Annotated in this window: 24 protein-coding genes and 1 riboswitch; of the genes, 17 read left to right on the top strand and 7 right to left on the bottom strand. The window is 68.4% G+C overall.

The genetic code is table 11. The features are described 5' to 3' along the window. Positions 1-91 precede the first annotated feature (91 nt). Positions 92-1,366, top strand: a complete 1,275-nt coding sequence (locus tag BR07_RS27520; protein WP_081821035.1) for an ice-binding family protein — start codon at positions 92-94, stop codon at positions 1,364-1,366. A gap of 1 nt (position 1,367) precedes the next feature. After that, positions 1,368-1,997, top strand: coding sequence for a class F sortase (locus BR07_RS22920; protein ID WP_051612947.1), 630 nt, complete (start codon positions 1,368-1,370; stop codon positions 1,995-1,997). On the opposite strand, the gene BR07_RS0102110 is transcribed toward BR07_RS22920, so the two are convergent. Then, a complete protein-coding gene (locus tag BR07_RS0102110) occupies positions 1,990-3,000 on the bottom strand; it encodes a Gfo/Idh/MocA family protein (protein WP_027504026.1) in 1,011 nt (336 codons plus the stop codon). The two genes, BR07_RS22920 and BR07_RS0102110, sit on opposite strands and share 8 nt — an antisense overlap. A gap of 62 nt (positions 3,001-3,062) precedes the next feature. On the opposite strand from BR07_RS0102110, the gene BR07_RS0102105 reads away from it, so the two are divergent. After that, positions 3,063-4,040, top strand: a complete 978-nt coding sequence (locus tag BR07_RS0102105; protein WP_027504025.1) for a Gfo/Idh/MocA family oxidoreductase — start codon at positions 3,063-3,065, stop codon at positions 4,038-4,040. Between the two features lie 45 nt (positions 4,041-4,085). Then, on the top strand, positions 4,086-4,649 hold the full coding sequence (locus BR07_RS0102100) for an ANTAR domain-containing protein (protein WP_027504024.1): 564 nt from the start codon (positions 4,086-4,088) through the stop codon (positions 4,647-4,649). Between the two features lie 7 nt (positions 4,650-4,656). Here the strand turns inward: BR07_RS0102100 and BR07_RS0102095 are convergent, their stop codons facing one another. Next, the gene (locus BR07_RS0102095) at positions 4,657-6,255 is read right to left on the bottom strand and encodes a GMC oxidoreductase (protein WP_027504023.1); all 1,599 of its coding nucleotides are present in this window, start codon (positions 6,253-6,255) and stop codon (positions 4,657-4,659) included. A 142-nt stretch (positions 6,256-6,397) separates the two neighbouring features. On the opposite strand from BR07_RS0102095, the gene BR07_RS0102090 reads away from it, so the two are divergent. Next, the gene (locus BR07_RS0102090; protein WP_027504022.1) at positions 6,398-7,480 is read left to right on the top strand and encodes a tartrate dehydrogenase; all 1,083 of its coding nucleotides are present in this window, start codon (positions 6,398-6,400) and stop codon (positions 7,478-7,480) included. Between the two features lie 310 nt (positions 7,481-7,790). Here the strand turns inward: BR07_RS0102090 and BR07_RS0102080 are convergent, their stop codons facing one another. Further along, entirely contained in the window at positions 7,791-8,870 is a 1,080-nt protein-coding gene (locus tag BR07_RS0102080; RefSeq protein ID WP_027504021.1) for an SDR family oxidoreductase, read from the bottom strand. Positions 8,871-9,220: 350 nt separating this feature from the next. On the opposite strand from BR07_RS0102080, the gene BR07_RS0102070 reads away from it, so the two are divergent. Then, positions 9,221-10,843 (top strand): GMC oxidoreductase, encoded by a 1,623-nt coding sequence (locus BR07_RS0102070; protein WP_037184298.1) that lies wholly within the window; start codon positions 9,221-9,223, stop codon positions 10,841-10,843. A 117-nt stretch (positions 10,844-10,960) separates the two neighbouring features. On the opposite strand, the gene BR07_RS26110 is transcribed toward BR07_RS0102070, so the two are convergent. Then, positions 10,961-12,514: a GGDEF domain-containing protein gene (locus tag BR07_RS26110; protein WP_155956900.1), complete on the bottom strand. Its 1,554-nt coding sequence runs from the start codon at positions 12,512-12,514 to the stop codon at positions 10,961-10,963. A 254-nt stretch (positions 12,515-12,768) separates the two neighbouring features. Continuing rightward, positions 12,769-12,865, top strand: a riboswitch (SAM riboswitch). A 169-nt stretch (positions 12,866-13,034) separates the two neighbouring features. On the opposite strand from BR07_RS26110, the gene BR07_RS0102060 reads away from it, so the two are divergent. From BR07_RS0102060 to BR07_RS0102025, 8 genes are read left to right on the top strand one after another with little or no spacing between them, the layout of a single operon-like run. Continuing rightward, positions 13,035-13,991 (top strand): amino acid ABC transporter permease, encoded by a 957-nt coding sequence (locus BR07_RS0102060; RefSeq protein WP_231476123.1) that lies wholly within the window; start codon positions 13,035-13,037, stop codon positions 13,989-13,991. Then, the gene (locus BR07_RS0102055) at positions 13,988-14,770 is read left to right on the top strand and encodes an amino acid ABC transporter ATP-binding protein (protein ID WP_027504018.1); all 783 of its coding nucleotides are present in this window, start codon (positions 13,988-13,990) and stop codon (positions 14,768-14,770) included. The genes BR07_RS0102060 and BR07_RS0102055 overlap by 4 nt, the downstream gene beginning before the upstream one ends. Positions 14,771-14,806: 36 nt before the next feature. After that, positions 14,807-15,775 (top strand): ABC transporter substrate-binding protein, encoded by a 969-nt coding sequence (locus BR07_RS0102050; protein ID WP_027504017.1) that lies wholly within the window; start codon positions 14,807-14,809, stop codon positions 15,773-15,775. Between the two features lie 23 nt (positions 15,776-15,798). Next, positions 15,799-16,302, top strand: coding sequence for a GNAT family N-acetyltransferase (locus BR07_RS22910; protein WP_051612945.1), 504 nt, complete (start codon positions 15,799-15,801; stop codon positions 16,300-16,302). A 45-nt stretch (positions 16,303-16,347) separates the two neighbouring features. Continuing rightward, positions 16,348-17,976 (top strand): ABC transporter substrate-binding protein, encoded by a 1,629-nt coding sequence (locus BR07_RS0102040; protein WP_027504016.1) that lies wholly within the window; start codon positions 16,348-16,350, stop codon positions 17,974-17,976. A gap of 1 nt (position 17,977) precedes the next feature. Then, positions 17,978-18,949 carry an ABC transporter permease gene (locus BR07_RS0102035; RefSeq protein WP_027504015.1) on the top strand — a complete coding sequence of 324 codons (972 nt, stop codon included), beginning with the start codon at positions 17,978-17,980 and terminating at the stop codon, positions 18,947-18,949. Next, a complete protein-coding gene (locus tag BR07_RS0102030; RefSeq protein WP_027504014.1) occupies positions 18,942-19,826 on the top strand; it encodes an ABC transporter permease in 885 nt (294 codons plus the stop codon). The genes BR07_RS0102035 and BR07_RS0102030 overlap by 8 nt, the downstream gene beginning before the upstream one ends. Next, the gene (locus BR07_RS0102025; protein WP_027504013.1) at positions 19,823-21,451 is read left to right on the top strand and encodes a dipeptide ABC transporter ATP-binding protein; all 1,629 of its coding nucleotides are present in this window, start codon (positions 19,823-19,825) and stop codon (positions 21,449-21,451) included. The genes BR07_RS0102030 and BR07_RS0102025 overlap by 4 nt, the downstream gene beginning before the upstream one ends. A gap of 185 nt (positions 21,452-21,636) precedes the next feature. On the opposite strand, the gene BR07_RS0102015 is transcribed toward BR07_RS0102025, so the two are convergent. After that, positions 21,637-23,010 carry an MFS transporter gene (locus BR07_RS0102015; protein ID WP_027504012.1) on the bottom strand — a complete coding sequence of 458 codons (1,374 nt, stop codon included), beginning with the start codon at positions 23,008-23,010 and terminating at the stop codon, positions 21,637-21,639. A gap of 80 nt (positions 23,011-23,090) precedes the next feature. Here BR07_RS0102015 and BR07_RS0102010 point away from each other — a divergent pair, with 80 nt between their 5' ends. The 3 genes from BR07_RS0102010 to msrA all read left to right on the top strand — a co-directional run bounded on the left by BR07_RS0102010 (position 23,091) and on the right by msrA (position 25,139). Further along, the gene (locus BR07_RS0102010; protein WP_027504011.1) at positions 23,091-23,606 is read left to right on the top strand and encodes a winged helix-turn-helix transcriptional regulator; all 516 of its coding nucleotides are present in this window, start codon (positions 23,091-23,093) and stop codon (positions 23,604-23,606) included. Positions 23,607-23,716: 110 nt separating this feature from the next. Further along, a complete protein-coding gene (locus BR07_RS22905; protein ID WP_231476122.1) occupies positions 23,717-24,517 on the top strand; it encodes a GAF and ANTAR domain-containing protein in 801 nt (266 codons plus the stop codon). 85 nt (positions 24,518-24,602) lie between these two features. Then, positions 24,603-25,139 (top strand): peptide-methionine (S)-S-oxide reductase MsrA, encoded by a 537-nt coding sequence (msrA, locus tag BR07_RS0102000; RefSeq protein ID WP_027504010.1) that lies wholly within the window; start codon positions 24,603-24,605, stop codon positions 25,137-25,139. Between the two features lie 30 nt (positions 25,140-25,169). Here the strand turns inward: msrA and BR07_RS0101995 are convergent, their stop codons facing one another. Continuing rightward, positions 25,170-25,970 carry a HugZ family pyridoxamine 5'-phosphate oxidase gene (locus tag BR07_RS0101995; RefSeq protein WP_027504009.1) on the bottom strand — a complete coding sequence of 267 codons (801 nt, stop codon included), beginning with the start codon at positions 25,968-25,970 and terminating at the stop codon, positions 25,170-25,172. 220 nt (positions 25,971-26,190) lie between these two features. Next, positions 26,191-26,919 carry a pirin family protein gene (locus BR07_RS0101985; RefSeq protein WP_027504008.1) on the bottom strand — a complete coding sequence of 243 codons (729 nt, stop codon included), beginning with the start codon at positions 26,917-26,919 and terminating at the stop codon, positions 26,191-26,193. Positions 26,920-26,949 lie beyond the last annotated feature (30 nt).

The following is a 26,949-nucleotide window of genomic DNA, read 5'->3' as shown; positions in this document are numbered from 1 at the left end:
GCACCGCTCTGCGTCGTCGGGGACAGAGTCTGCGCACCACATGTGCTGCATCAGGGATGCGGCACATTCACCACATCGCGCAAGGAACCGCATGATCAGGACACACCTCGACCGCTCTCCCTTCGACGCCGCGAAGCGAGGCCGCCTCCCCGCACTGGGTACCGTCGCCGTCGCCACGGCGGCTCTGATGATCGTCGGCGCGAGCACCGCCGACGCCGCCACTCCGGTGGGACTCGGCACCGCTGCCAGTTACGCGGTCCTGGCCGGTGCGGGCGTGACCAACACCGGCCCGTCGGTCATCTCGGGTGACCTCGGAACCAGTCCGACCGCGGCCGTCACGGGGTTTCCGCCCGGTCTCGTGAACAACGGCACGATCCATGCCGCCGACGCGGTTGCGCTGCAGGCGCAGTCGGACCTCACCACGGCATACGACCAGGCGAGTGCGGAGCCGATCTCGGCGAACGTCGCTGCCGACATCACCGGCAGCACCCTCGCCCCGGGGGTCTACAAGGCTTCCAGCGCACTGGCCCTGAACGGCACCGTCACGTTGGACGGTGGATCGGATCCCGACGCCGTCTTCGTCTTTCAGGCACCGTCCACATTGATCACGGGGTCCGGCAGCAGAGTGGCACTGATCAACGTGAATCCCTGCAACGTCTTCTGGCAGGTGGGAAGCTCGGCGACCATCGGGACCTCCACGACGTTCGTCGGAACGGTACTGGCGCTCACCTCGATCAGCGTCCAGAACGGTGCGACCGTCTCCGGACGTGTGTTGGCGCGCAACGGCGCGGTGACCCTGGACGACAACGTGATCACGGCGAACGACTGCTCCCCGCGGACGACCACCACCCCGGTCGGCGACGGGGGAGTCGTGTTGCCTCCCATCGTGATTCCGATCCCGTCGATCCCGGGACTGCCGTCGATCCCCGGTGTCCCGCCCGTGATCACCATCCCGGGTCTTCCGGGGTTGCCGGGTACACCGCCCACCCCGTCGGTGCCCACCGCACCGGCGATCCCGCCCACCTCGGACACTCCCGGTACGCCGGGAACCCCGAACACTCCCGGTACGCCGGGAACCCCGAACACGCCGGGAAATCCGAACACTCCCGGAACCCCGAACACTCCCGGAACCCCGAACACGCCCGGAACCCCGAACACGCCCGGAACCCCCGGTGTCCCCACGGGTCCGGACGCGCCGGGCCGGTACTCGCCGGGCAGCCAGATCACTCAGGTCCCGGGTGGTGGCGTCGACACGGGTGACGGCAGCACCGTCCGGTCGGCCGACCACTGGCGGCCCGCGTCGATCGGCCTCGCGGCCGCGGCGATCATCGGGTCGGCCCTGGTGCTGCGTCGTCGAAAGAGCTGACATGGCATCATGTTCCGTCACCACCGCGGCGCGCTCACTGTGCGCTGCGGTGCTGCTCGCGCTGGCGCTGATCTCCGGATGCTCCACTGCTGCCGGCACCGCCCCGCCGGCGCCGGCCGCGACCGAGTCGGCGGACGTCGGCGTGGTCGACGAGGGCACCACCGGTGTCCCTGATGCCGTGGCCCTCTCGTCGCCGCCGGTCCGCATCGACGTTCCCGCGATCTCCGTGAGTTCCGACCTCATGGGCCTGGGTCTGCAGCAGGACGGGACGATGGAGGTACCACCCGGCGCGTTTCCGGCCGGGTGGTACACGGGTTCACCGATTCCCGGCGCGATGGGGCCGTCCGTGATCGCCGGTCACGTGGACTGGGACGGTGCGCCGGGTGTGTTCTCCCGGCTCGGTGACCTCGTCCCGGACGACGACGTGATCGTCACTCTGCAGGACGGCACCACGTCGCGCTTCCGGGTCACGGAGGTCGATCAGTACCCGAAGGCCGAGTTCCCGACGACCACGGTGTACGGCGACATCGACCACCCGGGACTCCGGCTGATCACGTGTGGCGGTCGATTCGACAGCGACGCAGCCAGTTACGACGACAACATCGTGGTCTACGCCGATCTGATCAGCTGATCCGTTCGCGGATCCGGTCGATGATCTCCAGGGTCGCGACCGCGTCGGCGAGGGGATGGACGGCGGACTCGACCTCGCCGACGGAAATCCTCCTCGCAGCCTCCACCGCGGCGAGATGCAGTCCGTCGACCTGGAGGCCGGGGGTCTCGTCGTAGGCGAGGGTGATGCCGTCGCGGAGTGCGACGGTGAACGGCCCCGGCATGAAGAAGGGCCCGGCGATGGTGAGCGTGCCGTCCCGGCCGCACACGACCGCCGTCGTCGGCGTGTTCGTCAGGATCGTGGTGTTGAGCACCGCATGTCCGGACTCGCCGGTGAGAAGGGCCGAGATCTGACCGTCGATCTGGTCATTGGCAGGTCGACTCCGAGCATCCACCGTCTCCGGTGCACCGAGAACCGAGTAGGCGAAGGACGCGACGTACGTTCCCAGATCCAGGAGCGGGCCACCGGCCAGCGCCGGATCGTAGATGCGGTGATCGGTGGTGAAGAACTCGCCGTGATCCGCGAGCACCGTGTGGATCGGTCCGAGGACGCCGCTGCGGAGCACCTGCTCTATCACGTCGAACTTCGGCAGGAATCTCGTCCACATCGCTTCTCCCGCGAACACTCCTGCCGACCGTGCGGCCTCCGCGATACGGGCCGCGCCGACCGCGTCGACGGCGAGCGGCTTCTCGACGAGCACGTGCTTGCCCGCGGCGATGGCGTCGAGGGCGTTCGCGAGGTGCTCGGTGTGCGGCGTGGCGATGTACACGATGTCGACGTCGTCGTCGGCGAAGACGGCCTCGTAGGTGCCGTGCGCGCGGTCGACGCCGTGCTCGTCGGCGAAGGCGCGTGCGCGCTCCGGTGAGCGGGATCCCACCGCGACGACGGTCTGGGTCGTGTGCCGGTGCAGTGACTCGACGAACCGGTGCGCGATCCAGCCCGGCCCGAGGACTGCCCACCGGAGAACGGGCGCGTCACGGGGATCGGGAACTCGTGACAGGGGGAGGGAGGCGCTCTGCGTCATGCGGCAGAGCCAATCAGACGAAAGCACATTTGTCAGGACATTAAGATGTAATACTTTCGATCATGACTGTGCGGGTTGGAATCATCGGTGTCGGCGTCATGGGAGCGGACCATGGCCTGTCCCTCGATCGGCGGGTGTCGGGCGCGGCGGTGACCGCTGTCGCCGACTTCGACGCAGCACGGGCGAGTGCAGTCGCCTCCACCCTGCGCGGCGCCACCGTCACGGCGGACGGCCCGGCGCTGATCGAGCGCGACGACGTCGACGCCGTCGTCATCGCCTCGCACGATTCGACCCACGCCGAACTGGTGCACCTGGCGCTGGCCGCGGGCAAGCCGGTGCTGTGCGAGAAGCCGCTCGCGCCCACGGCGGCGGAGTGCCGCGAGATCATCGCCGCGCAGGGCGAACGCACCTTGATCACGGTCGGCTTCATGCGTCGGTTCGATCCGGCCTACGTGGAACTGAAGCGCGTGGTGTCCTCCGGTGAACTGGGTGAACCCCTTGTCGCCCACTGCGTGAGTCGCACCGTCGAGGCCTACCCCGGCGGCACGTCCGCGTCGACCATCACCAACTCCGCGATTCACGAACTCGACATCGTGCCGTGGTTGCTGTCGTCGCCGATCACGGAGGTGAGTTGGCACGCGGGTCGTACGTCCGCGCACTCCGGAACGCGCCAGGATCCGCAGATCATGCTGTTGCGGACCGAGTCCGACGTTCTGGTGACGGTCGAGATCTTCCTCAACGCCCGCTACGGATACGACACGAGGTGCGAGGTGGTGGGCGATATCGGAGCGTCTGCGCTCGTGCTGCCCACTCACGTGGTCACCGACCGCGACCGCCGGCGGTCCGTGGCCTACCCGGCCGACTGGGTTCCCCGCTATGCGGACGCGTATCGCCTGCAACTCCAGGAGTGGGTCGATTCCCTCGAGGCCGGCCGGGTCTCGGAGCTCGCCGACGCGGACGCGGGGCTGCGTGCAGGTCTCGTCGCCGACGCTCTCGTCGCCTCGATGAACGAGGGCGGCCGATCCGTCGTCGTGGAGTGATCTCGGCGGTACGTTCATCCATGTCCGACTCGGGCACCAGAATCCATGGATTCCTTCGACGCCACCCGCGCCGTGGTGGAGCGGTACGCGCCGTCGCTGGGTGCGGACGGGATCGCGGTGGCAGTCATCGTGACCGCGGCGATCCGCGACCTCGCCTACAGCAGCGACGACGTCGCGACCCGCATCGACGAACTGCAGTTCACGCTGGGAACCGGGCCCTGCCTCGATGCCTTCCGGAGTGAACAGACGATGATCAGCATGGTCGGTACCGACGAGGGCTCGCCGTGGCCGCTGTTCGACGACGCCGTTCGAGCTCTCGACGTGGGTGCCGTGTTCGCGCTTCCGGTGGGCACGGAGCCGACGGTGGGCGTGCTCGAGCTCTACCGCCGCGACGTCGCCGGAGTGGGGGACGACGCCGCGGACGATCCGTTGTCCCGCGCCTCCGTGCACGTGGCTGCCGGCATGATGGCAGCACGGTTCCGGATCACCGCCGACGAGGCCGTGGTTCGGCTCCGGTCCCTCGCCTACGCAGACGGGGTCCGCGTCACCCAGCTCGCGGACGACATCGTCGCGCGGCGGGTCGAGCTGACCGATGCCATGCTGGACTGACGCCGGCTCAGATGACGGTGCCGACGTCGGTGGCCACGATGCTGTCGAGAGCGTGCTCCGCGACTGCGGCGATGGTCATCGACGGATTGCAGGCGGCGCAGTTGCCCGGGATCAGGGCGCCGTCGAGAACGTAGAGGCCGCGCTGTCCCTGGACTCGACCCTCCAGATCGCAGACCGTTCCCATGTTGGCCCCGCCGAGCGGGTGCCAGGTGGACGGGAACACCGCGTTGGTGTCCACGACGAGGCTGTTCGGTCCGGCGATCGCGCGCACGCGCGGGTCGAGGTGACTCTGGATGGCCGCATCCCCCTCGTGCGGCCACCGCAGGATCGCATCGTCCCGCGCACCGTCGTAGACGAAACGCCCACGGGCGTCGCTGACGCCGTAGCCGACCAGAACGGTGGTTCGGGCATCCACCCCGAGAGGGGGGAACGACGCCTGGATGACCGTCATCGCGCGGGACGGGTCCGCCCAGTCGAGACTGCCGAAGACCACCGGGCCGCCCTGTGCGGGTCCGAAGTCCTGGTCGAACGTCGTCCACGAGTAGATCCTGTCCGCGTTGGTGCCCCAGCCGTCGCCGAGCGCGTCCGGCATGTCCGGGATCCGGCCGGACGCTGCCGCCCGCATCAGCAGTCGCGTGGTGTTCATGCTGCCCGCAGCCATGATCAGGGTCGGCGTGGTGAGGATCTTGTTCTCCACGACCGCCCCCGAGGTGTCGATGCGGTCGACGTAGACCGTCCACCGGCCGTCGGACGCCCGTTCGACGTCGGTGACCTGGTGCAGGGTCTGTACCGTCGCCAGCCCGGTCGCCTCCGCCTCGGCGATGTACGTGACGTCCACGGAGAACTTGCCGCCGTTGTTGACGCCGATGGCGCCGTCGCCGTTGGTGTAGGACGGGGCCAAGTCGCCACGAAGTTCGTCGAGCGCGAAGTTCCAGTCGATGGGCATCGGGATCTTCGACACGGGGAGTCCGAGTCGTCGTGCACTGTCCCGGAATGCTCGTGGTGCAGCGTAATTGGGGCTGTGGACCAACTCGTCGGGCGCGACCGCGAGGTGCAGCATCCGGGCGACCCGCGGGTAATGGACGTGATCGAGCAGGCCCCAGTCCAGTGCGCCGGGGAACTGCGACGCGAACACCGCCTCGGCCGGCTGCAGCGTCATCCCCTGATAGACGAGGGACCCGCCGCCGACCCCGGCCGCACACAGCGCGGTCATGTTCTCGCCGGGAACCGCCTCGACGAGGCCGGTGTACGCCGGGACGTCGATCGGACGTCCGAACACGTTCTTCGCGGATCCGTACCAGAGGAAACGACCGTCGGGTGAGCGAGCGTGCGGAAAGGTCTCGGCGTTCGGACCGGTCGGCCATCGCAGACCGCGCTCGAGCACGGTCACCGGAACGCCTGCCTGTGCGAGGCGCAGTGCGGCGACGCCGCCGCCGAACCCGGAGCCGACGATCACCACGCGGTGATCCTCGCGGGAGAGCGGAACTCGTTGTGTGCGTGCGGCGATGCCGTGAGCAGAGGCGCGGGCGGCATGGTTGCCGGCGATCAGCGCACCGCCGGCCGCGGCGGCGCCGGAGAGGAACGTGCGGCGAGTGAACGGTGACATGCGGCTTCCCCCGGATCGTTCGTGGAGTCCGCCGATACCTGTGGGCACCCCCCGGCGAACACCCGATCTCGATGCCGGGTGCTCAGAACCTAGACAGTTCTGTCAGCGAGTGTCAAGGTTTCGCCCCGACTAGGCTCGAACGATGGCTACCAGACGCATCGCAGTGATCCCGGGTGACGGCATCGGCAAGGAGGTGGTTCCCGCCGGTATCGAAGTACTGGACGCCGCGGCGGCGGCGTTCGACCTCGACCTCGAGTACGAGTACTTCGACTACGCCAGCGCCGACTACTACGTCGAGCACGGAAAGATGCTTCCCGACGGCTGGTTCGAGGAGCTCCGACCGTTCGACGCGATCTTCTTCGGAGCGGTGGGCTGGCCGGAGGTGGTGCCGGACCACATCTCGTTGTGGGGCAGTCTGCTCCAGTTCCGACGTCACTTCGACCAGTACGTGAATCTGCGGCCCATCCGGCTCATGCCGGGCGTCACCAGCCCGCTCGCGGGACGCGAGGTCGGCGACATCGACTTCTACGTGGTGCGGGAGAACACCGAGGGGGAGTACACCGATCTCGGCGGCCGGATGTTCGCGGGGACCGAGCGTGAGACGGTGATCCAGGAGACGGTCATGTCGCGCATCGGCGTCGACCGAATCCTGAAGTACGCCTTCGAACTCGCCGAGACCAGGCCGAAACGCCACCTGACGTCCGCGACCAAGAGCAACGGCATCTCCATCTCGATGCCGTACTGGGACGAGCGGGTCGCCGCCATGGCGTCGCATCACCCCACGGTGGACGTCGACAGCTATCACATCGACATCCTCACGGCGAACTTCGTGCTGCACCCGGACTGGTTCGACGTGGTCGTCGCGAGCAATCTGTTCGGGGACATCCTGTCCGATCTCGGACCGGCGATCGCGGGCACCATCGGCATCGCCCCGAGTGGAAACATCAACCCGGAGGGGCTCTTTCCCAGTCTGTTCGAGCCGGTGCACGGATCGGCACCGGGTATCGCGGGCAAGAACGTCGCCAATCCGATCGGACAGATCTGGAGCGGCAGCATGATGCTCGATCACCTCGGCGAACCCGATGCCGCGCGCACGGTCCTGACCGCGGTCGAGAACGTGTTGGCACGGGGCGGCGCCGCGCTCACCGCGGACATGGGCGGAACGTCGGGGACCGACGAGTTGGGGCGCATCATCGCGGACGAGGTGACCACTCTCGCTCGCTGATGATGTTCTCGAAATTGACACCGTTTCGGGGCGTTGTCTGTGAGCACGACCAAGTCAGTGACAGGTCACCACACCGTTCATCGTCGTCCGTGACGACGGGTCCTTCATGATCTGTGTGCGCGAAACAATCGCGACATCGCTCACTCGGGAGACATCATGCTCAGCATTCTCAACGGCCTCAGCTTCCTCAATTTCTCGTTCGGAGATCTGCTGCCTCTGACCGATTTCCTGAACATTCTGAAGAGCCTCTCGATCGCGTCCTGACGCCGACGGCCGGGCGGGTCCACCCGCCCGGCCGTTGCGTCCGACGTCAGCGAGGAATGATCCGCGCGTCCCGGTACCGAGCGAGGTTCTCCGCGAAACTCTCACTGGTCGAGCGGAATCCGAGGAACCCCGCCTTGCGGCTCTTCGTCATGTCGGTCAGGCACTCCATGTCGCGGCCGAGGTCGCCGTCGGTGTGCCACCACGATGCGAGTCGAGTCACGTCCGACTCGACGAGGTCGTACTTCTCGGCGATGCGCCGCCACGCGTCGGGTGCATCGTCCATTCGCGTCGCCAACGGTCGTGGTTCGGTGTCGAAACCGACGGGTTCGACACCGAAATGGTCGGCGATGCGCGGCCACAGCCATCGCCAACGGAACACGTCGCCGTTCGCGACATTGAATGGCTCGTCGGCGCCGTTCTCGTTCGTGGCGGCCCAGATCATCTGCTCGGCGAGCAGATCGGCATCGGTGACATCGGTCAGACCGTTCCACTGGGTCTCCGAACCGGGGAAGACGAACGGCTCGCCGGTCTCCTTGCAGAGAGTGGCGTACACCGACAGGGTGAGTGCCATGTTCATGGCGTTGCCCACGGCGAACCCGAAGATGGTGTGTGCCCGGTGCACGCTCCAGGTGAAGCCCAGTCGCTCTGCGCCCGAGAACAACTCGTCCTCCTGGGCGTAGTAGAAGTTCGGTGTGTCGAGGCGCTCCTCGCTCTCGTGGAACGGGGTCTCCGCCGTCACCGCGGCGCCGTAGGCGTCGAACGGTCCGAGGTAGTGCTTCAGACCCGTCATGAGAGCAACGTGCTTCACCGAGTTCTCCGGCGCCAGCGCGTCGAACGTGTTCCGGAGGGTGGCGGTGTTCACCTCGATGTTCTCCGCCTCCGAGTCCTGCATCATCCACGCCGTGAAGAACACGAGCTCGGGCGCCGTTCCGCGCAGTGCCTCACGCAGCGCATCGGCGTCGAGAAGGTCGGCCGTCACGGGTGTCACGCCGTCGACCGGCAACTCGGTCTTGCGCGACAACCCGTAGGTGCGCCACCCCGCGTCGACGAGTCGTCGACAGATGGTCTGCCCCGAGATGCCGGTGGCTCCGACGACGAGCGCCGTGCCCGGACTTCGTGCTGCCATGTGTGTGATGCCTCCGATCGGTGATCGTGTCTCGATCCTGCATGGGCTACCCATGGGGGCAACGGAGCAACCAGTGGGGCCGAGTGGCGCGGCGCACTGGTCCGCTACGAGGCGCCGAGCGCACCGCCCGATGCCGAGCGCGCGCTGCACCGTGCGCGGAACGCCGTGCGCAGCGCGCGGGCGTCGGAACAGCTCGAGTGGTGCGGCGCACTCGTCGACGTCACGGCCGATCGCCTCTCATCGACCCGGACGAAGTGGACAACTTACCGGCGAGTAAGGAAGCTTCAGCGCATCCGCTGCCCGTCCGCGACAACCGCGATCACCTGCACCGGGTGGAGAGAAGCGTCGACATGCAGTGGTCGAGAAGACAGTTCCTGGGCGCGATGGGCGTCGCGGGCCTGATCGGGTCGACGGGACCGGGAGCGGTGTCCCGCGCGGCTCCGATACTCGACGGTCTGTACCGGTCGGCGGTGCCCGAGCTCTACGCACCGATCGATCCGGCGCCGGCGCATTCGGAGGCCGTGGTGGTCGGGTCGGGCTTCGGTGCCGCGGTCACCGCGCGGCGCCTCGCCGAGGCCGGCGTTCGCGTCACCGTCCTGGAGCGCGGGTCGCAGTGGCCCACGGATCCGCGTCGACAGATCTTCGCCAACGACTTCCTGCCGGACGGGCGCGCGTTCTGGCGTCGCGGTGGCACTGCTCCGCTGACCGGACTGCCCACGGTTCCCACCGACCGCTTCGGCGGCATCTTCGACGTGAGTGAACACGGCACCATCGACGTGTGGTCCGGTGCCGCGGTCGGCGGTGGTTCGTTGGTGTTCACCGGCGTGATGATCGCCCCCGAACGACGGTTCTTCGACCAGCTCTTCACCGGGCTCGTCTCGTACGACGAGATGCAGGCGCTGCACTACCCGCTCGTCCGTTCCGAGCTGCGGCTCGCACCGATGCCGGAGGACGTCTATCAGTCGCTGCCGTTCACGCATTCACGGGTGTGGGATCACCAGGTCCGCCGCGCCGGGTACACACCACAGCGCATCGACGGTATCTGGGACTGGGACGTGGTGCGCGGAGAGATGGCCGGTCGGTCCCGTCCGTCCGCGATCATCGGGGAGTCGAATCTCGGCAACTCCAACGGCGCCAAGTTCGACCTCAACCGCAACTATCTGGCCGCTGCTCGCGCCACTGGCCGGTGCACGATCCATGCGCGTCACGAGGTCACCGCCGTGACCAGGGAGGCGGACGGTCGCTATTCGCTGACCGTGGATCTGCTCGACCCGTCCGCCGAGGTCCTCTCCACCCGCACGGTGACCTGCGACGACCTGTTCCTGGGAGCCGGGTCGATGGGAACGTCGCGGCTTCTCGTGCATGCCCGCGACACCGGACTGCTCCCCGACCTGAACGAACACGTCGGTGAGGGATGGGGCACCAATGGTGACGCGGCACTCGTCCGCGGCATGAGCCCGGAGGGCAACGGCATCGTGCAGGCGTCGCCCTCGGCGTCGAGGATCTCCGACGACTCGGGCGCCCCGCTCACCCTCGAGAACTGGTTCGTCCCCGGATCGCCCGTCGATCTGACGCTGATCGGCTCGTTGGGCATGGTCATGGACCCGACGAGAGGGCGGTTCGTGTGGGACGAGTCGACGCGGTCGGTACGGCTCGACTGGCCGGAGGCCGGCAACATCGCCGTCTCGGACGCCCTGCGACCGGTGCACGACCGCATCGCGGAGCGCTCCGGAATCGGTGTGGGGTATCCGCCCCTGCGGGTTCCGGACGTGAACACCTCGTTCACGGCGCACCCGTTGGGAGGGGTGGTGCTGGGCCGAGCCACCGACGCGCACGGCCGCGTCCTCGGCCACGACCGGTTGCACGTCGTCGACGGAGCGCTGATCCCGGGCAGCACCGGCAGAGTCAATCCGTCGCTCACCATCGCGGCGCTCGCCGAACGCAACATCGCGACGGTGATCGCCGATCGCTGAGCGCCCCGTGGAGCGAATGACGGGAATCGAACCCGTGTGCACGGCTGTGCAGTCCGTTGCCTCACCACTCGGCCATCCCACGTCAGGAAACCCGGACCTGTCGGGACAGGGTTGCGCTCACGGTGATTCTCGGGCTGTCGCGGTGAGATACCTCGCGGCCGCCGCCGGGTTCTCGTCCGCCAGTGACGCCAGCGCTCGACACAGTGCGCCGAGTGAGGTTCCCTCGGCGTGCGCGGCCGACTGCAGGAGTGCCGCCGCGGTGTCCCGGTCCACCGCGAGGTGTTCCATCGCCATGCCGATGCTCTGATCGAGCGCGGCCGCGGAGCGCAGTGCCGCGGAGTATCGATCCGAACGGGACGTCGTCGCCACGTCGATCTCCGTCTCGAGGCGCCGAGACAGCATCGCGAGTCGGACGGCCGTGTGTTCCGGCCCGTGTCCGCGGGTCTGGAGCGCGACGAGGGTGGCAGCGACCGCCGCGGCGGCCTCGGTGCGCGCGCGTCTCTGCACAGCCTGCCGTCGACGGGACCGGAGGTGCTCAGACGACTGTGCTCGCAGCAGTGACGGCGGGTGGAACCGAGTCGTGTCGCCGTGCTCGACGCGGTCACGACCGAGACGCTTCGCCCGGTACATCGCATCGTCCGCGCAGGAGATGAAAGAGTCGAGCGTCGACTCCACGTCGCCGAGGGCGAGCGCGGCGCTGTCGGGAGCCGTGGCCACGGCCGTCGTGGTGCCGATGCTCACCGTCACCGAGCACCGTGTGCGCACCGATCGCAGGACACGGTCCGCGAGATCGGCCGTACTCGCACCGCGGGCGACGACCAGGAACTCCTCGCCGCCGAGACGGGAGACGACGGCGCCCGCCGGAGTCGCCAGCACCACCGCTCGCGCGACGGACTGCAGCGTCCGATCACCGTGGGTGTGTCCGTGGGTGTCGTTGACGGCCTTGAAGTTGTCGATGTCGATGACGAGGGTGGTGACCGATTCGTGCCGCGACGCCGCGGCACCCAGCAGTTCCGTCAGACGGGGGAGTACGCCCCGGCGGTTCAACAGGCCGGTCAGGACGTCCGTGCGTGCGAGCACGTCGAATCGGTGACTCACCCGCACCATCGACCGCCGCAGGCCCCACACCAACACGACGGGGACGACGACGATGGTCAGGGACGCGCCGGCACTGATGAACGCGATGGCCGCAGATCCTGCCGAGGCGAACGACACCACGACGGCGGCTCCACCGGCAGCCACGGTGAACGACCACGCGATCGCGGGCGGCGACGCGGCCGCGGAGAGCACCGGGACGATGGTGAGCAGCGCGGCGATCGCGAGGGAACCCGCCGGATCGGTCACCGCCACCGCGGAGAACGTCGTACCGCACAGCATCACCATGCCCATGGCGACGAACTGGCGTTCGGTCAGCCGCCCCGAGCGCCAGATGATGCCGGCTCCCACCACGGCCGCAGCGACGGCGAGAGCGGTGGCGAGCATCGGGGCGATGCCGGGGAAGAACAGACCGGGCACCACCCAGCCCGCTCCCAGTGACAGGGCGGAACCGGTGATCGCCGTTCCCATCGCGATCGACCGGATGTCGAGCACCTGCCGTGCGGGTGTCTCGAGAGGCGACTCGGTGGGCGACGTCCGCGCGCCGCGGTGCGCTCTGTCGATGTGTGGCGTCACGCGAGCACCCCGGTCCCCGTCACCGGTGATCCGTCGTCGGCTGACCTCCACCGTGTACCCCGTGAATGTACCGACCGGGACGGTTCCGTCGCGGCGATCCGGCGCACGTCTGGCCGTGAGACCTCGGGCGCGTGACCACCGCGAACACGCGGTCGGTGCGGTTGTCACCCTTTCCGGTCATCGTGATTCGAACTCGACGGAGCCGAAAACTGTTGCGCGATTTGACGTCTCGAGACGTCGGCGCTACATTTCCCTCACCATCCAGAGCGACCGAGAGACCTGGCTCGTCGACGTCGCAGCAACCCGCCTCGAGTTCGAGTGTGTGGGTGCTACCGCCAGGACCGATGGAGGAGATCCGCCGATGAACACTGTGACGACCCGACGCCCGCACGTCCTGCGCCTGCACCTCGAGTGGTGTCGAGAGTGCTGCTGCGCCTGTACGCGGCGCTGACCAGGTCCCTCACTTCGTCCTCTCGAAAGGCACAGCGATGTTCGCTGCCCTCACGCACCGGTGCAGCCGGTGACTCAACTCCACGATCGACCGGTCGCCACCGACGCCGGTGACGTCTCGGATCACGACCTCGTCGTCGCACGCACGGTGCACCCGTGGCGGTGGATCATCGCCGTCGCGACCCTGGTCCTTCTCGCACAGTTCGTCCACGGGCTGGTGACCAACGCCGGCTGGGACTGGGGCACCTTCGCTCAGTACTTCACGGCGCGGTCCGTCGTCACTGCTCTGTGGCTCACGATCCAGCTGACCTTCTGGGGCACCCTCATCGGGTTCGCACTCGGCATCGCTCTCGCGGCGGCGCGGTTGTCGCAGAACCCGGTCCTGCAGATCATCTCCTGGTTCTACATCTGGGCGTTCCGGTCGATCCCGCTGATCGTGCAACTGCTGTTCTGGTTCAACATCGCCTACCTGTATCAGCGTTTGTCCCTGGGCATTCCGTTCGGACCGAGCTTCGTCGAGTTCGACGTCAACAGTGTCATCAGCGGGTCCACTGCGGCGATCATCGGTCTGGCCCTGCATCAGGCGGCGTACTCGGCGGAGATCGTGCGCGCCGGCATCATCTCGGTCGATCAGGGGCAGCTCGAAGCCGCTGCGGCGCTGGGGATCCCGAAGCGACGCGAATTCTTCGCGATCGTGCTGCCGCAGGCCATGAGGGGAATCCTCCCCAACGCGGCCAACGAGGTGATCAGTCTCTTCAAGGGCACCTCGATCGTCTCGGTCATGGCCATCGCCGAGCTGTTCTATCAGGTCCAGGTGATCTACGGACGGACCGGCCGTGTCGTCCCGATGCTCATGGTCGCGACGGTCTGGTACGTGATTCTGACGTCCGTCCTGTCCGTGGTGCAGTTCTACGTCGAGCGGCACTACTCCAAGGGCGCACTGCGCACGGTGCCGCTCACGCCGATCCAGAAGTTGCGTTCGCGCATCGCCGCGCTGCCGCTGTCACCGAGGGGAGCAACTCGATGACCGCCGAGATCGAGACTGCGCGGTATGCGGTCGAGGTACGGGGAGTGCACAAGTCCTACGGTGCCCTCGAGGTCCTGAAAGGCGTGGACCTGGCCGTGCGGCCGGGGGAGGTCACGGCCATTCTCGGACCCTCGGGGTCGGGCAAGTCCACTCTGCTGCGCACGGTGAACCACCTCGAGAAGGTCGACGCCGGATCCGTCCGAGTGGACGGTGCCCTCGTGGGATACCGCCGCAGAGGCCGGAAACTGCACGAACTGACGCCGAAGGAGATCCGGCGCCAGCGCTCGCAGATCGGCTTCGTCTTCCAGAACTTCACCCTGTTCCCGCACCTCACGGTGCTCGAGAACGTGGTCGAGGCACCCGTGTCCGCACAGCGACGTCCGCGGTCGGAGGTGGAACCCGAGGCTCTCGCACTCCTGTCGCGGGTCGGTGTCGCTGACAAGGCGCACGACTACCCGCGGCGGTTGTCCGGCGGACAACAGCAACGCGTCGCGATCGCCCGGGCGCTGGCGCTGCGCCCGAAGGTGATCCTGTTCGACGAACCCACGTCGGCACTCGATCCCGAGCTGGTGGGCGAGGTGCTCGATGTCATCCGCGGTCTCGCCGCAGACGGCGCGACGCTCGTCATCGTCACGCACGAGGTCGGCTTCGCACGCGAGGTCGCCGACACCGTGGTGTTCATGGACGGCGGCGTCGTCCTCGAACAGGGTTCTCCTGTAGAGGTGTTCGACACCCCGACCCACAGTCGCACTCGAGAATTCCTCTCCCGGGTTCTCTGATTCCCACGCACACCTCTCCCGAAAGTGACCTCTCCCATGTCTCGATCGTCCCGTCGCCTCGCGTCGGTCCTGTCCTCCGTCGCCGTCCTCGCGCTCGTCGCGTCCGCGTGCGGCGAACCCGCAGCCGAGAACACCGTGGTGTCCGAAGCCGGTGTCTCCTATGATCTCTCGCCCGAGCAGTCCGGGCGCATCCACACCGAGAAGGTGGACGACATCGCGGCGAAGGTGCCGCAGGCAATCCGTGATCGCGGAACCCTCGTCGTCACCGGAACAGCGGGTGCCACTCCGCCTCTCGGCTTCTATGCCACCGACGACACCACCGTCGTCGGATCCGAGATCGATCTCGCGAGCCTCTTCGCCGACGTCCTCGGTCTCTCGGTCGACCGCCGCACCGCGGACTGGGCCCAGAACTTCGTGAAGATCGATTCGGGCGAGAACGACGCCTTCATCTCGAACGTGACGGTCACGGAGGAGCGCAAGGAGAAGTACGACTTCGCCACCTACCGCCTCGACAACGTCGCCCTCGAGGTTCCGACGGACTCCGACTGGACGTTCACCGACCGCAAGGACATCGCCGGCAAGAAGATCGGTGTCTCGTCCGGTACCAACCAGGAACAACTGCTCGTCGACTGGAACACGCAGAACGGGGCGGAGGGCATCGCGCCCGCCGAGATCGTCTACTACCAGAACGCCGCCGACTACTACCTCGCCCTGTCCTCGAAGCGCATCGACGGGTACCTCGGACCCAATCCGTCCGCGCAGTACCACTCGTCGAGCACAGGGGAGTCGAAGATCATCGGCACCTTCTCCGGTGCGGGCGAGGCGCTCCAGGGTGAGATCGCCGTCCTGGTGAAGAAGGACAGCGGGCTCGCCGAGGCGTTCGCGGACGCCATCGATCACACCATCGAGAACGGGACCTACCAGCAGGTGCTGGACAAGTGGGGGCTCGGCGGCGAGGCCGTGTCGGCCTCGGAGATCAATCCACCCGGGCTCCCGAAGAAGTGACCTCGGTCCGACAAGGAGCACCCGTGGCCGGCAGCGATCGCCCGCAGCTCGAGGTCGCGCGAGTCGACCAGGGCGATCCGCTGGCACGACCCCTGCTCGCGGAGCTGGCGATCGAGTACAGCACCCGCTACGGCGGGACCGCCGACCAGATGTACTCGGCTCTGTCCACCCATCCGGCAGAGGACTTCGCGCCGCCGCACGGCGGGCTGATCGTGCTCCTCGAGAACGGTGAACCTGTTGCTGGCGGGGCGTTTCGGCGTCACGACGAGCAGACCGCCGAACTGAAGCGCATCTGGACGTCCGCATCGCACCGCCGACGAGGACTCGCTCGGCGCGTTCTCACCGAACTCGAATCGGAGATCGCTGTCCGAAACTACGAGAGCATCCACCTCACCACCGGGTGGCGCCAACCGGAGGCTGTCGGCCTGTATCTGGCGGCGGGGTACACACCGCTGTTCGACCCGGTGGCCCCGCCGGCCGAGGGCGTGCCCCGTGCGTTCCGGAAGACGACTCGACCCACCAACTGACCCCCGTTCTTCGTTCCTGCACACACACCTCTTGGAGTTGACCCAGTGATCGACCGCCATCAACGGACACCCGCCGTCAGTGCCGCGATCGGCCTCGTTGCCCTGACCACGGCCCTCACCGCCTGCGGCGGCGCTGCTGGTTCGGCGGGCGCCGACGCCGGCCCCGCTCAGCCGGGAGGCACCCTGAACTACGGACTCTCCACAGCGCCGACGTGCTCGGATCCCGCGCAGGCAGGGACCAACCAGACGATCTACGTCACGCGCGCCGTGGTCGACTCACTCACCGATCAGGATCCCGACACTGGCGAGATCGTGCCGTGGCTCGCCGAGAAGTGGGAGACCGACGCGGATGCGACGTCGTTCACGTTCACACTGAAGGACGGGGTGTCGTTCAGCGACGGCACACCGGTCACCGCGCAGTCGGTCAAGAACAACTTCGACGCCATCGTGGGCACGCTCGGGGCGGCGAAGGCGCCGCTCGCCGCCAGCTATCTCGCGGGATACGTCGGGACGACCGTGGTCGACCCGCGGACCGCGCAGGTGACCTTCTCGTCGCCCAATGCGCAGTTCCTGCAGGCATCGGCGACCTCACAGCTGGGACTGCAGGCCGATGCCACCACGTCGCTGTCCGCCGAGGAGCGCTGCCAGGGCGGAAACATCGGCAGTGGCCCGTTCACGTACACCGACTACCAGCAGGATCGATCGGTGAGTGTGGCCAGGCGAGCCGGCTACTCCTGGGGTTCGCCGGCGTTCGGTCACACCGGTGAGGCCTACCTTGACGGCATCGAGTTCACGGTGGTGCCGGAATCGGGCGTCCGGACCGGAAGCCTGTCGTCGGGTCAGCTCGACGCCGTCAGCGACGCGCTCCCGCAGGACGCACCGACCATCGAGGCGGCCGGCGGTCGAGTGCTGACGACGTCGAATCCCGGAACACCCTTCGGTATAGCGCCCAATGTCTCGCGAGGCGTACTGGCCGACCCGGACGTGCGCCGCGCACTCGTCCCCGCGATCGACCGTCAGCAGTTGGTCGACACCGTCCTCGGCCCGAACTTCCTGCCGGCGACCAGCACTCTCGCGAGCAGGACGCCCGGCTACGTGTCGCTGCCCGACGTGACCTTCGACGCCGACGCGGCGCGGACCGAGCTCGACCGTGCGGGTTGGGTACCGGCCGCGGACGGAATCCGCGAGAAGGACGGTCAGCGGCTCAGCTTCTCGATCCTGTTCAGCGCCGTGTTCGCGGGCAACCAGGCGATTCTCGAGTTGCTGCAGCAGCAGTTGCGGGACGTCGGTGTCGATGCCCGGCTCGAGCTGACGTCCGTGCCCGAGTCGATCGCACGACAGAACGCCGGTGACTTCGACGCGACGTACTACAACAGCACGCGTGCCGACGGCGACATCCTGCGGACGTCGTTCGCGGCGGACGGCCGAAATCTCAACCAGCGTGGCCCGATCGCCGATCTGGATGCCTCGTTGACCGATCAGCTGCGCACGACGGACACGACGCAGCGCGGCGAGTACCTGGCGAACGCACAGCAGCAGGTGCTCGACAACGGACTGTGGATCCCGACCGTCGAACTGTCGCAGGCGGTCGGCGCGAGCTCGGCGGTGCAGGACCAGAGGTTCGACGCGTCTGCTCGGCTGCAGTTCTTCGACACCTGGTTGAGCAGGAGCTGACATGCTTCGCTACCTCGGCCTGCGCGTCCTGCAGGCGATCGGTGTCCTGTGGGCCGCGTTCACCATCTCCTTCGTGGTGCTGTTCCTGCTGCCCTCTGATCCGGTGAGCATCGCGGTCGATTCCGGCGGCGGCAGTGGCACCCCGGTGGACGCGGCCGCGGTCGCCGAGCTGCAGGCCCGGTACGGACTGGACAAGCCTGTCCTCGAGCAGTACTGGACATCGCTCACCAGCGCGATCCGCGGTGACTTCGGCACGTCCATCTCCACGGGTCAGCCGGTGACCACCGCGATCCTGGACGCCGTTCCGAGCACCCTCGCCCTGGCCGGTCTCGCGCTGATGCTCGCCGTCGGTGTCGGTGGGGGGCTCGCCTTCCTCGCTACCTACACCCGCGCACGATGGTTGCGTACCGCGCTGCTCTCCCTCCCTCCGCTGGGCGTCGCGGTGCCGACGTTCTGGGTGGGACTCCTGCTCCTGCAGGTGTTCTCGTTCGGGCTGCCGATCTTCCCGGCGTTCGGCGACCGCGGGTTCGGATCGCTGGTGCTGCCGGCGATCACGCTGGCGGTACCGACCGGGGCCGTCATCGCGCAGGTGCTCGCGACCAGCCTGACCACGACGTGGCGGCAACCGTTCACCACCGCGGCCGAGGCGAAGGGTGCGTCCCGGTGGCGGATCCAGACTCGCCACGTGCTGCGCCTGGCCAGCGTGCCGGCGTTCACCATCGCCGGCGTCCTCGTCGGCGAACTGTTGGCCGGTTCGGTGGTCGTCGAGACCGTGTTCTCCCGGGCCGGCGTGGGCCGACTGACGCAGACATCGGTTCTCGCGCAGGACATCCCGGTGGTGCAGGGAATCGTGGTCCTCACGTCGCTGGTGTTCGTGGTCGTCACGCTGGCCGTGGACATCGTGTACCCCCTGATCGATCCCCGGATCGTCCAGCGCATCACCCGACCCACGAAGGAGCCGGCCCATGTCTGACGTCCTGGTACGAGAGACGGTCCACGCGAGCGTCTCGCCCGAGCCGACGTCCCGTCGACGGCGAGTGACCCCGCGGGCCGTCGGCGGCAGGATCGGCGTGGCGGTGTCGGTGGCCGTCCTGATCGTCGCCATCGGGTTCGCCGTCGTCCCGTCTCTTTTCGCCAGTGGGGATCCCTTGCGCGGCGTCCCGGCGGAGAAGTTGCAGGGACCCAGCGCCGCTCACTGGTTCGGCACCGACAACATCGGCCGCGACGTCTGGACCCGGGTCGTGCACGGTGCCGGGTTGTCGCTCAGCGCGACGCTGATGGCCGTGGCCATCGCGCTCGTGGCGGGATCGATTCTCGGCCTGATCGGAGGCGCTGTCGGCGGAATCGTCGACGCGGTGCTCATGCGTCTCGTCGACGTGCTGTTGTCCATCCCGACTCTGCTGCTGGCCCTGGCCCTGGTCACCGCTCTCGGTTTCGGAACCGTGAACGTCGCGATCGCGGTCGGTGTCACCCTCGTCGCGAGCTTCGCGCGCGTGATGCGGTCCGAGGTGCTGCGCGTAAGGCGGTCGCTGTACGTGGAGGCCGCCTTCGCGTCGGGTTCGCGGTGGCACACCGTGCTGTGGACCCACATTCTCCGGAACGCGTACCCACCCGTGATCGCCCTGGCGGCAGTGCAGTTCGGCATGGCCGTGCTCGCTGTGTCGTCGCTCAGTTTCCTCGGTTTCGGAGCGGTACCGCCCACACCGGAATGGGGTTCGCTCGTGTCGGAGGGGCGCAACTTCCTCGCCACCTCCTGGTGGCTCACCACGCTGCCCGGTCTCGTCATCGTGGCGGTCGTGCTGTCGGCGCACAGAGTGGGCCACGCGCTGGATCGGGGTGATCGAGCATGAGCAGCAGGAGTGGAGCCGGCGGAACGACCCGGTCGAGCCTGCTCAGGGTCGACGGTCTGCGCGTGTCGTACGGGGCGACAGAGGCCGTGCGGGGTGTCGACTTCGAGATCGCGCGGGGTGAGGTGCTCGCCCTGGTCGGCGAGTCGGGCAGCGGCAAGACGACCACGGCCCAGGCGATCATCGGTCTGCTCGCCGGATCGGGCACCGTCACCGGGGGCACCGTCACGTTCGACGGTGACCGTGTCGACGACGCGGGACACCGTCGGTGGGAGAAGCTTCGCGGTGCGCACATCGGTCTGGTGCCGCAGGACCCGACCACGTCGCTCAATCCCGTGAAGCGAGTGGGGGAGCAGGTCGCAGAGGTGCTCCGCATCCACGGCCGGGCCGACCGGCGCAGCGCCGCGGCGGCGGTCGTGCGGATACTCGACGAGGCGGGGATCGACAATCCGGAGCTCCGTGCTCGGCAGTATCCGCAAGACCTGTCCGGCGGGCAGCGTCAGCGCGTGCTCATCGGTGTCGCGCTGGCGTGCGAGCCGGAGCTGGTGATCGCCGACGAGCCGACCAGCGCTCTGGACGTGACCGTGCAGCGCCGCATTCTCGACCACCTCGCGGATCGGATCGCCGAGCACGGCACCTCGGTACTGCTGATCACGCACGACCTCGGGGTCGCGGCCGACCGCGCCGATCGGATCGCCGTCATGCGTGACGGTGAGATCGTCGAGATCGGGCCGGCGCGAGAGGTGTTGGAGAACCCGACCGCCGACTACACGAGAAGCCTGATCGCGTCCGCGCCGTCTCTGACGTCGGTACGGCTGCCGCGTGCGACGCGCGAGGCGCAGCCGGTCCTGTTGTCGCTGAGACACGTGTCCAAGACGTTCCGCATCGGTCGTGGGCAGAACCTGACGGCGGTGGACGGGGTGTCGCTCGACGTCGAGCGCGGACGGACGGTGTCGATCGTCGGGGAGAGCGGCTCGGGAAAGTCCACCACCGCTCGCATCGCCCTACGGCTCGAGAACCCGTCGGCGGGGTCGGTCGTCTTCGACGGCGACGACATCACGTCCGCACGCGGCAGGGAGTTGCGCACCCTCAGGCGACGCTTCCAGATCGTGTATCAGAACCCGTACGCATCGCTGAATCCCGCACTGCGCGTGCGGGACATCGTGGCGGAACCGCTCGTCGCGTTCGGGCTCGGATCACGCTCCACGCGTCCCGCCCGGGTGGCCGAACTGCTCGAGCAGGTTGCCCTGGCGCCGGAGTACCTCGACAGGCGCCCCGCCGAGCTGTCCGGTGGGCAGCGCCAGCGGGTCGCCATCGCCCGCGCGCTGGCTCTCCACCCGGAGCTGCTCGTGCTCGACGAACCGGTGTCCGCACTGGACGTCTCGGTGCAGGCGCAGATTCTCGAACTCCTCACTCGGCTGCAGGACGAGCTGGATCTGAGCTATCTGTTCATCTCCCACGATCTCGCGGTCGTGCGGCAGATCAGCGACACGGTGCTGGTGATGCGCAACGGGCGAGTGGTCGAGTCCGGGTCGGCGGAGGACGTGTTCGATCGACCGCAGCACGAGTACACCAGGGAACTGCGCAACGCCGTTCCGGGAACGGGAGTCGACGCACGACCGTCATGACCTTTCCGATCACGCCGAGCAGAACTGTGTCTCCGCGCGCCGCGCGGCTCTAGCGTCGGGCCATGACCTGGAACTCGATCATCGATTCGATCCGTCACTGGGTGTCCGACTGGAGCGACGAGTCTGCCGCCGGCTGCGTCGAGGCCGCGGTGCGCACCTCGTTCTGAGGGCGCGCGACGACGCTGTCAGCGTGCGGCTCTCGGCCGGGTCGCCGCGACGACCGCGGCCCCCAGCGCGGTGATCGCGATGACGACGATCACGGCGTGGTTCCAGCCGTCGAACACCGCGGACGGCGCGGTGCCGGCCGACAGGACCACCACCGACACCACGGTCACGCCGATCGCCGAGCCGAGGTAGCGCGCGGTGTTGTTCGCCCCGCTTCCCATGGCGGCGCGCCCGGCTGGGACGCTCGCGACGGCCTCGCGGCCGAGGGCGGCGTTGACTATTCCTGTCGCGGCGCCGGCCAGGACGAGACCCGGCACGAGGCGCAGGGGCGACGACGTCTCGGACAGTCCGAGTAACAGCCCCGTCCCGACGGCGACACCGACGAGGCCCAGGGCCAGTTGCGTTCGGCCGGAGACGGACGCGGGTATGCGCCGCGCGAGCAGGGCGGTGATCACGCTCGTCGCGGACCAGCCGAAGAGCAGGAAGGCGCTGTGGAGTGCGTCCAGACCGAATGCGGCGCCGACGAATCCGGCCATGTATGACATCAGAGCGATCACCCCGGCTCCGGTGGCGAGTGCGGCGACGGTGGCGGCGAGGAAGGCGGGCTGGCGCAGCAGCGTGAGATCGAGCATGGGCGAGGCGGTCCGGCGTTCGTGCAGAACGAAACCCGCGAGCAACAGCGCGGCCACGGCGAGCAGGACGAGGGGTAGGGGTCGCGTCCACCCGGCACGGCCCTCGACGAGCGCGGCGAGGAGGGCCGACAGACCCCCGGACAGGGCGACGGCGCCGATCAGGTCCAGCCCGCGCGGTGTCTCCGTGCGGGATTCGGCGAGGAGGCGCCCTGCGACGACCGCGGCGACGAGTGTCAGCGCGGTGAGCAACCAGTACCCCTCGCGCCACGTGGCGAGACGATCCGAGGTCGCGGACATCAGGGGCCCGAGGGTGATGCCCGCGCCGACGGCCGCGCCCCAGATGCCGCTGGCACGGGCGCGCAGCGGCCCGGGTTCGAAGGCGTGCGCGATGACGCCGAGACTCGACGCCAGCACCGCGCCCGCGCCGACGCCCTGGACCACGCGGGCGAGGACGAACACGAGCGTGGACGGCGCGGCCGCGCACACAGCGGACGCGAGGGCGAGGACGACGAGACCGAGAACGAAGGTGCGGCGACGGCCGATGTCGTCGGCGAGTGCGCCGGACACCAGCAACGCGGCACTGAGGCCGATGCTCATCGAGCTCAGGATCCAGGTTCTGCCCGACGCGTCACTCCCGAGCGTCGCGGCGGTGCTGCCGATGGTCGCCAGGGGAAACGTGAACGCAGCCAGGGCGAGGAGGGTCCCGAACGCTGCGACGGGCAGGGGGCGGGCGAGAGGTGGTGCGGATCGCTGCTCAGTCATGCCCGTCCTTCGGTTCGGTGAGCGAACCGTAACCCGCCGATATGGTTCGGTCAACAGACCGTTCGAGGTAGGCTCGAGTCATGGCGATGGGAACGGATTACGCCGCGCAGGACTGCTCGCTCGCTCGCGCCCTGGAGATCGTGGGGGAGCGGTGGACACTGCTCGTCGTGCGGGACTCCCTGTTCGGTGTGCGCCGGTTCTCCGACTTCCAGCACCACCTCGGCATGTCGAAGGCGGTGCTGTCGCAGCGCCTGTCGGCCCTGGTGGACCACGGGTTGCTGAGCAGGGAACGAGTCGGTGGGCGTGAGGAATACCGTCCCACCGAGATCCTCGTCGACCTGTGGCCCGCGCTGCACGCGCTGACGGTGTGGGGTGAACGAGCAGCGCCCGCGCAGGACGGCCCCCGTCGGGTGTTCCGACACGAACCGTGCGGCGGTGAGCTCGACGATCACGGCAGCTGCCCGCAGTGCGGGACCGTGCCCGCTGCCGGTCGGGTCGTCATGTCGCCGGGGCCGGGTGTGACCGCGACCCCGCGGCCGAACACCGTGTCCCGCGCGCTCCGCGCACCTCGTCGGTTGCTCGAGCCGATCAGGTGACGGCGACACCCGGCGCGAGGTGAAGGGGGGGCGGTCGCGCGACGGCCCCCGGGGCCTCGCTCTATTCTGGACCGGGTCGGAAACACAGGTCCGCGACACGGTCGGTTGTCATGGGCGTCGAGAGTGGGGAACACATGACGGTGCCGTACGGCGATCGCGGCGATCTCGTCCGCACCATCGACGAGGACACCTCCGTCGATCAGCAGGCGTCGGCGCTCGGCAGAATCGCCGAGATGGCCCGCACTCTCCGCGGAACCCGTCGATCGGTGGACGACACGCTGACAGCCCTGGTGCGGTCGGCCACGCAGCTCATGCCCGGCGTCGACCATGCGTGCGTCACCGTGATGACCGGTGCGCGGCGCACCATCCACGCCCGCACCGACGACGTCGCCGCCGATCTCTGCCGTGTGCAGTTCGAACTGGGTGAGGGGCCCACCGAGAACGAGATCTGGCAGATCGACACCGTCGTGGCCGAGAATCTCGGCAGCGAGCGGCGGTGGCCCTCCTTCGCCGCGGCCGCACGCGACAGGGGAATCGAGTCGATGGCGGCGTTCCGCCTCTACACCGATCCGTCGGCGCGTGATCTCGGCGTGTTGCTGCTGTTCAGCAGGACTGCCGACGCCTTCGACGCCGATGCTCAGATGGTCGGATCCGCGCTCGCCGCCCACGGCGCGGTGGCGCTGCTCAGTGCCCGCGACGACCAGAACTTCCGGGACGGCCTCGCGAGTCGCGACATCATCGGCCAGGCCAAGGGGATCCTCATGGAGCGATTCGACGTCGATGCCGTGCAGGCCTTCACGATGCTCGCCCACATCTCCCAGTCCGAGAACCGCCCGCTGCGGGAGGTCGCGCTGTCTCTGATCGAGGAGTCGCATCCCACGAGGTCCGTCGAGGTTCCGCCCGTCGCGTGACGGCCCGCCGGAACTGCCCGTCGGAACAACGCGGTGCGCGCGGACGTTGTCGGAACAGAGTGTTACTGCGACAAGAGGAGACACCATGGCGGACAGCACACAGGCAGGTTCCACGACCGAGACGGCCATCCTGGCGGGTGGATGCTTCTGGGGTGTCGAGGAACTGATCCGCAAGCAGCCGGGCGTGCTCTCCACGCGCGTCGGGTACTCGGGCGGAGACGTGCCGAACGCCACGTACCGGAACCACGGCACGCACGCCGAGGCGGTCGAGATCGTGTTCGACCCGACCCGGACGACCTACCGCGACATCCTGGAGTTCTTCTTCCAGATTCACGACCCGTCGACGAAGAACCGTCAGGGCAACGACCGCGGAGTGAGCTACCGCTCGGCGATCTTCTACACCTCCGACGAGCAGAAGCACGTCGCGCTGGACACGATCGCCGACGTCGACGCCTCCGGTATCTGGCCTGGAAAGGTGGTCACCGAGGTCACCGCGGCGAGCGAGTTCTGGGAGGCCGAGCCCGAGCACCAGGACTACCTGCAGCGGATCCCCAACGGATACACCTGCCACTGGGTCCGCCCCGACTGGAAGTTGCCGCGTCGGAACGCTGCGGTCAGCTGAGCCGTTCGACCATCGACGCCCGTCGTCCCCTCAGGGGCGGCGGGCGTTTCTCGTCAGCTCGATCGTCGCGGCACGGAGATCGTCGAGTGACGCCAACGGCGACGTGTAGCCGACTCGCGTGTAGGACACGCCTCTCGGTGTGGTGACCGTGATGTCGAGTCCGTAGCGGTCGGCGCCGGTGCACACAGCGGACGTCGCATCGGGGAATCCGCCGAATGCCGCGGTCATCGCGGTGAGTGCGTCCGCGTGGTCGGCGTTCAGGTGCTCCACCGCAGGCCCGCTCACCGGCCGTACCGGATCCGGTACGGCGGCTGCGTAGTCCGCCGCCGTGGCCGAGTCCATGCGGCCGTAGCCGCCCACCCATCTGACTCGGTCCACCGACAGGATCCAGACGGTGAAGTCGCTGTAGTCGATGTAGTACCGCGCCGCCGGGACGGCCGCCAGGTGCGCCTCCCGCGCAGCCTCGACGTCCGAGCCCGACGGCCGAAGCACGGTGCCCGCCAGCGTGATACGTCCGCTCGCGAGCGGATCACTGTTCTCACCCGGAGCGACGACGGACAGACTCACCCGTGGATCCGCCGCGAGATTGCGACCGTGCTCCGCCATGTGGGAGACACAGAGCACGGGGTTCCCGCCCAGGAGGCCGTACGTCACGTAGGACGCCCACGGATGTCCGTCGGCCGAGAGGCTCGCGAGCGTGGCCGTGTTGGTCGACGCGGCCACCGTGCGCGCCTCCTCCGCCGCGGACGGCCGGCGAGGGTGGGTGACGGGAGCGGTGGGCGTCGGCATCGACGGGGCGTCGCCGGGGTCGCCGTGATCGAGAGTGGCCATGGGCGAACACTACCGGCGCCCGGCGCCGACCGGTGGCGCCGGAACGCCCTAGCGGACGGGCGGTCGCAACAGGAGGGCAGCGCCCGAACCGACACCGACCACCATGAACATCAGCAGCATGACGACGTTGGCCATCTCGTTCTCCGTCTTCCGGGCGGGTACGTCCACATCGCGACCCGTGTGGACAGATCTCTACCCCCGGCCGTATGACCGCAAACACTCACGCATGAGCGTGCATCTCCCACACCAGGATCTCGGCCGACGACGTCGTGTGGACGACATGTCCGCCGGTGTCGGTACCGCGGAGCGCGTCACCGGGACCGAGTGTTCCGATGCCGTCGATCTCGACGGTGCCGCGCGCGACGAAGAGGTGGAGGAACGGCGCGGTGGGGAGGGTGACGGGCGTGCCCGGCCGCAGCCGCGCCACGTGGAGCGCCGCCTTGCTCTGGCCCAGTCCGACGGCCGTGCCACCGCGGTCACGGTCGAGTCCCGACGCGACCGTGACCAGGCGGCCGGAGGCCAGTTCGCCTGCCGCCGCGTACTCCTCGTACCCGGGCGGCCGCCCGTTCTCGTCCGGCGGAAGCCACATCTGGACGACCCGCAGCGGTGTCCCGGCGGAATATCCGGCCCCGTTCCGCTCGGAGTGGACGACGCCGGAGCCCGCACTCATCCGCTGCGCCAACCCGGGCGTGATGGTCCCCTCGTTCCCGAGCGAGTCACGGTGCACCAGTGATCCGTCCAGCACCCAGGTCACGATCTCGACGTCGGCGTGCTGGTGGCTGTCGAATCCCTCGCCCGCGTCGACGGTGTCGTCGTTGTGGACGAGCAGCAACCCGTGCGCATTCGCGGCGAGATCGAAGTTGCCCGCCACGGGGAAGGACTGCCAGGAGTCCAGCCACTCGTTGCGCCAGTGGATTCGATCGGCAGCGGGTACGACGACGTCGGGCATGACACGCACAGTACCCGGGCACATCGACAC

Source organism: Rhodococcus sp. UNC23MFCrub1.1, from assembly GCF_000686025.1.
Taxonomy (GTDB): domain Bacteria; phylum Actinomycetota; class Actinomycetes; order Mycobacteriales; family Mycobacteriaceae; genus Rhodococcoides.
This window is presented reverse-complemented; position numbering and strand designations above follow the sequence as displayed.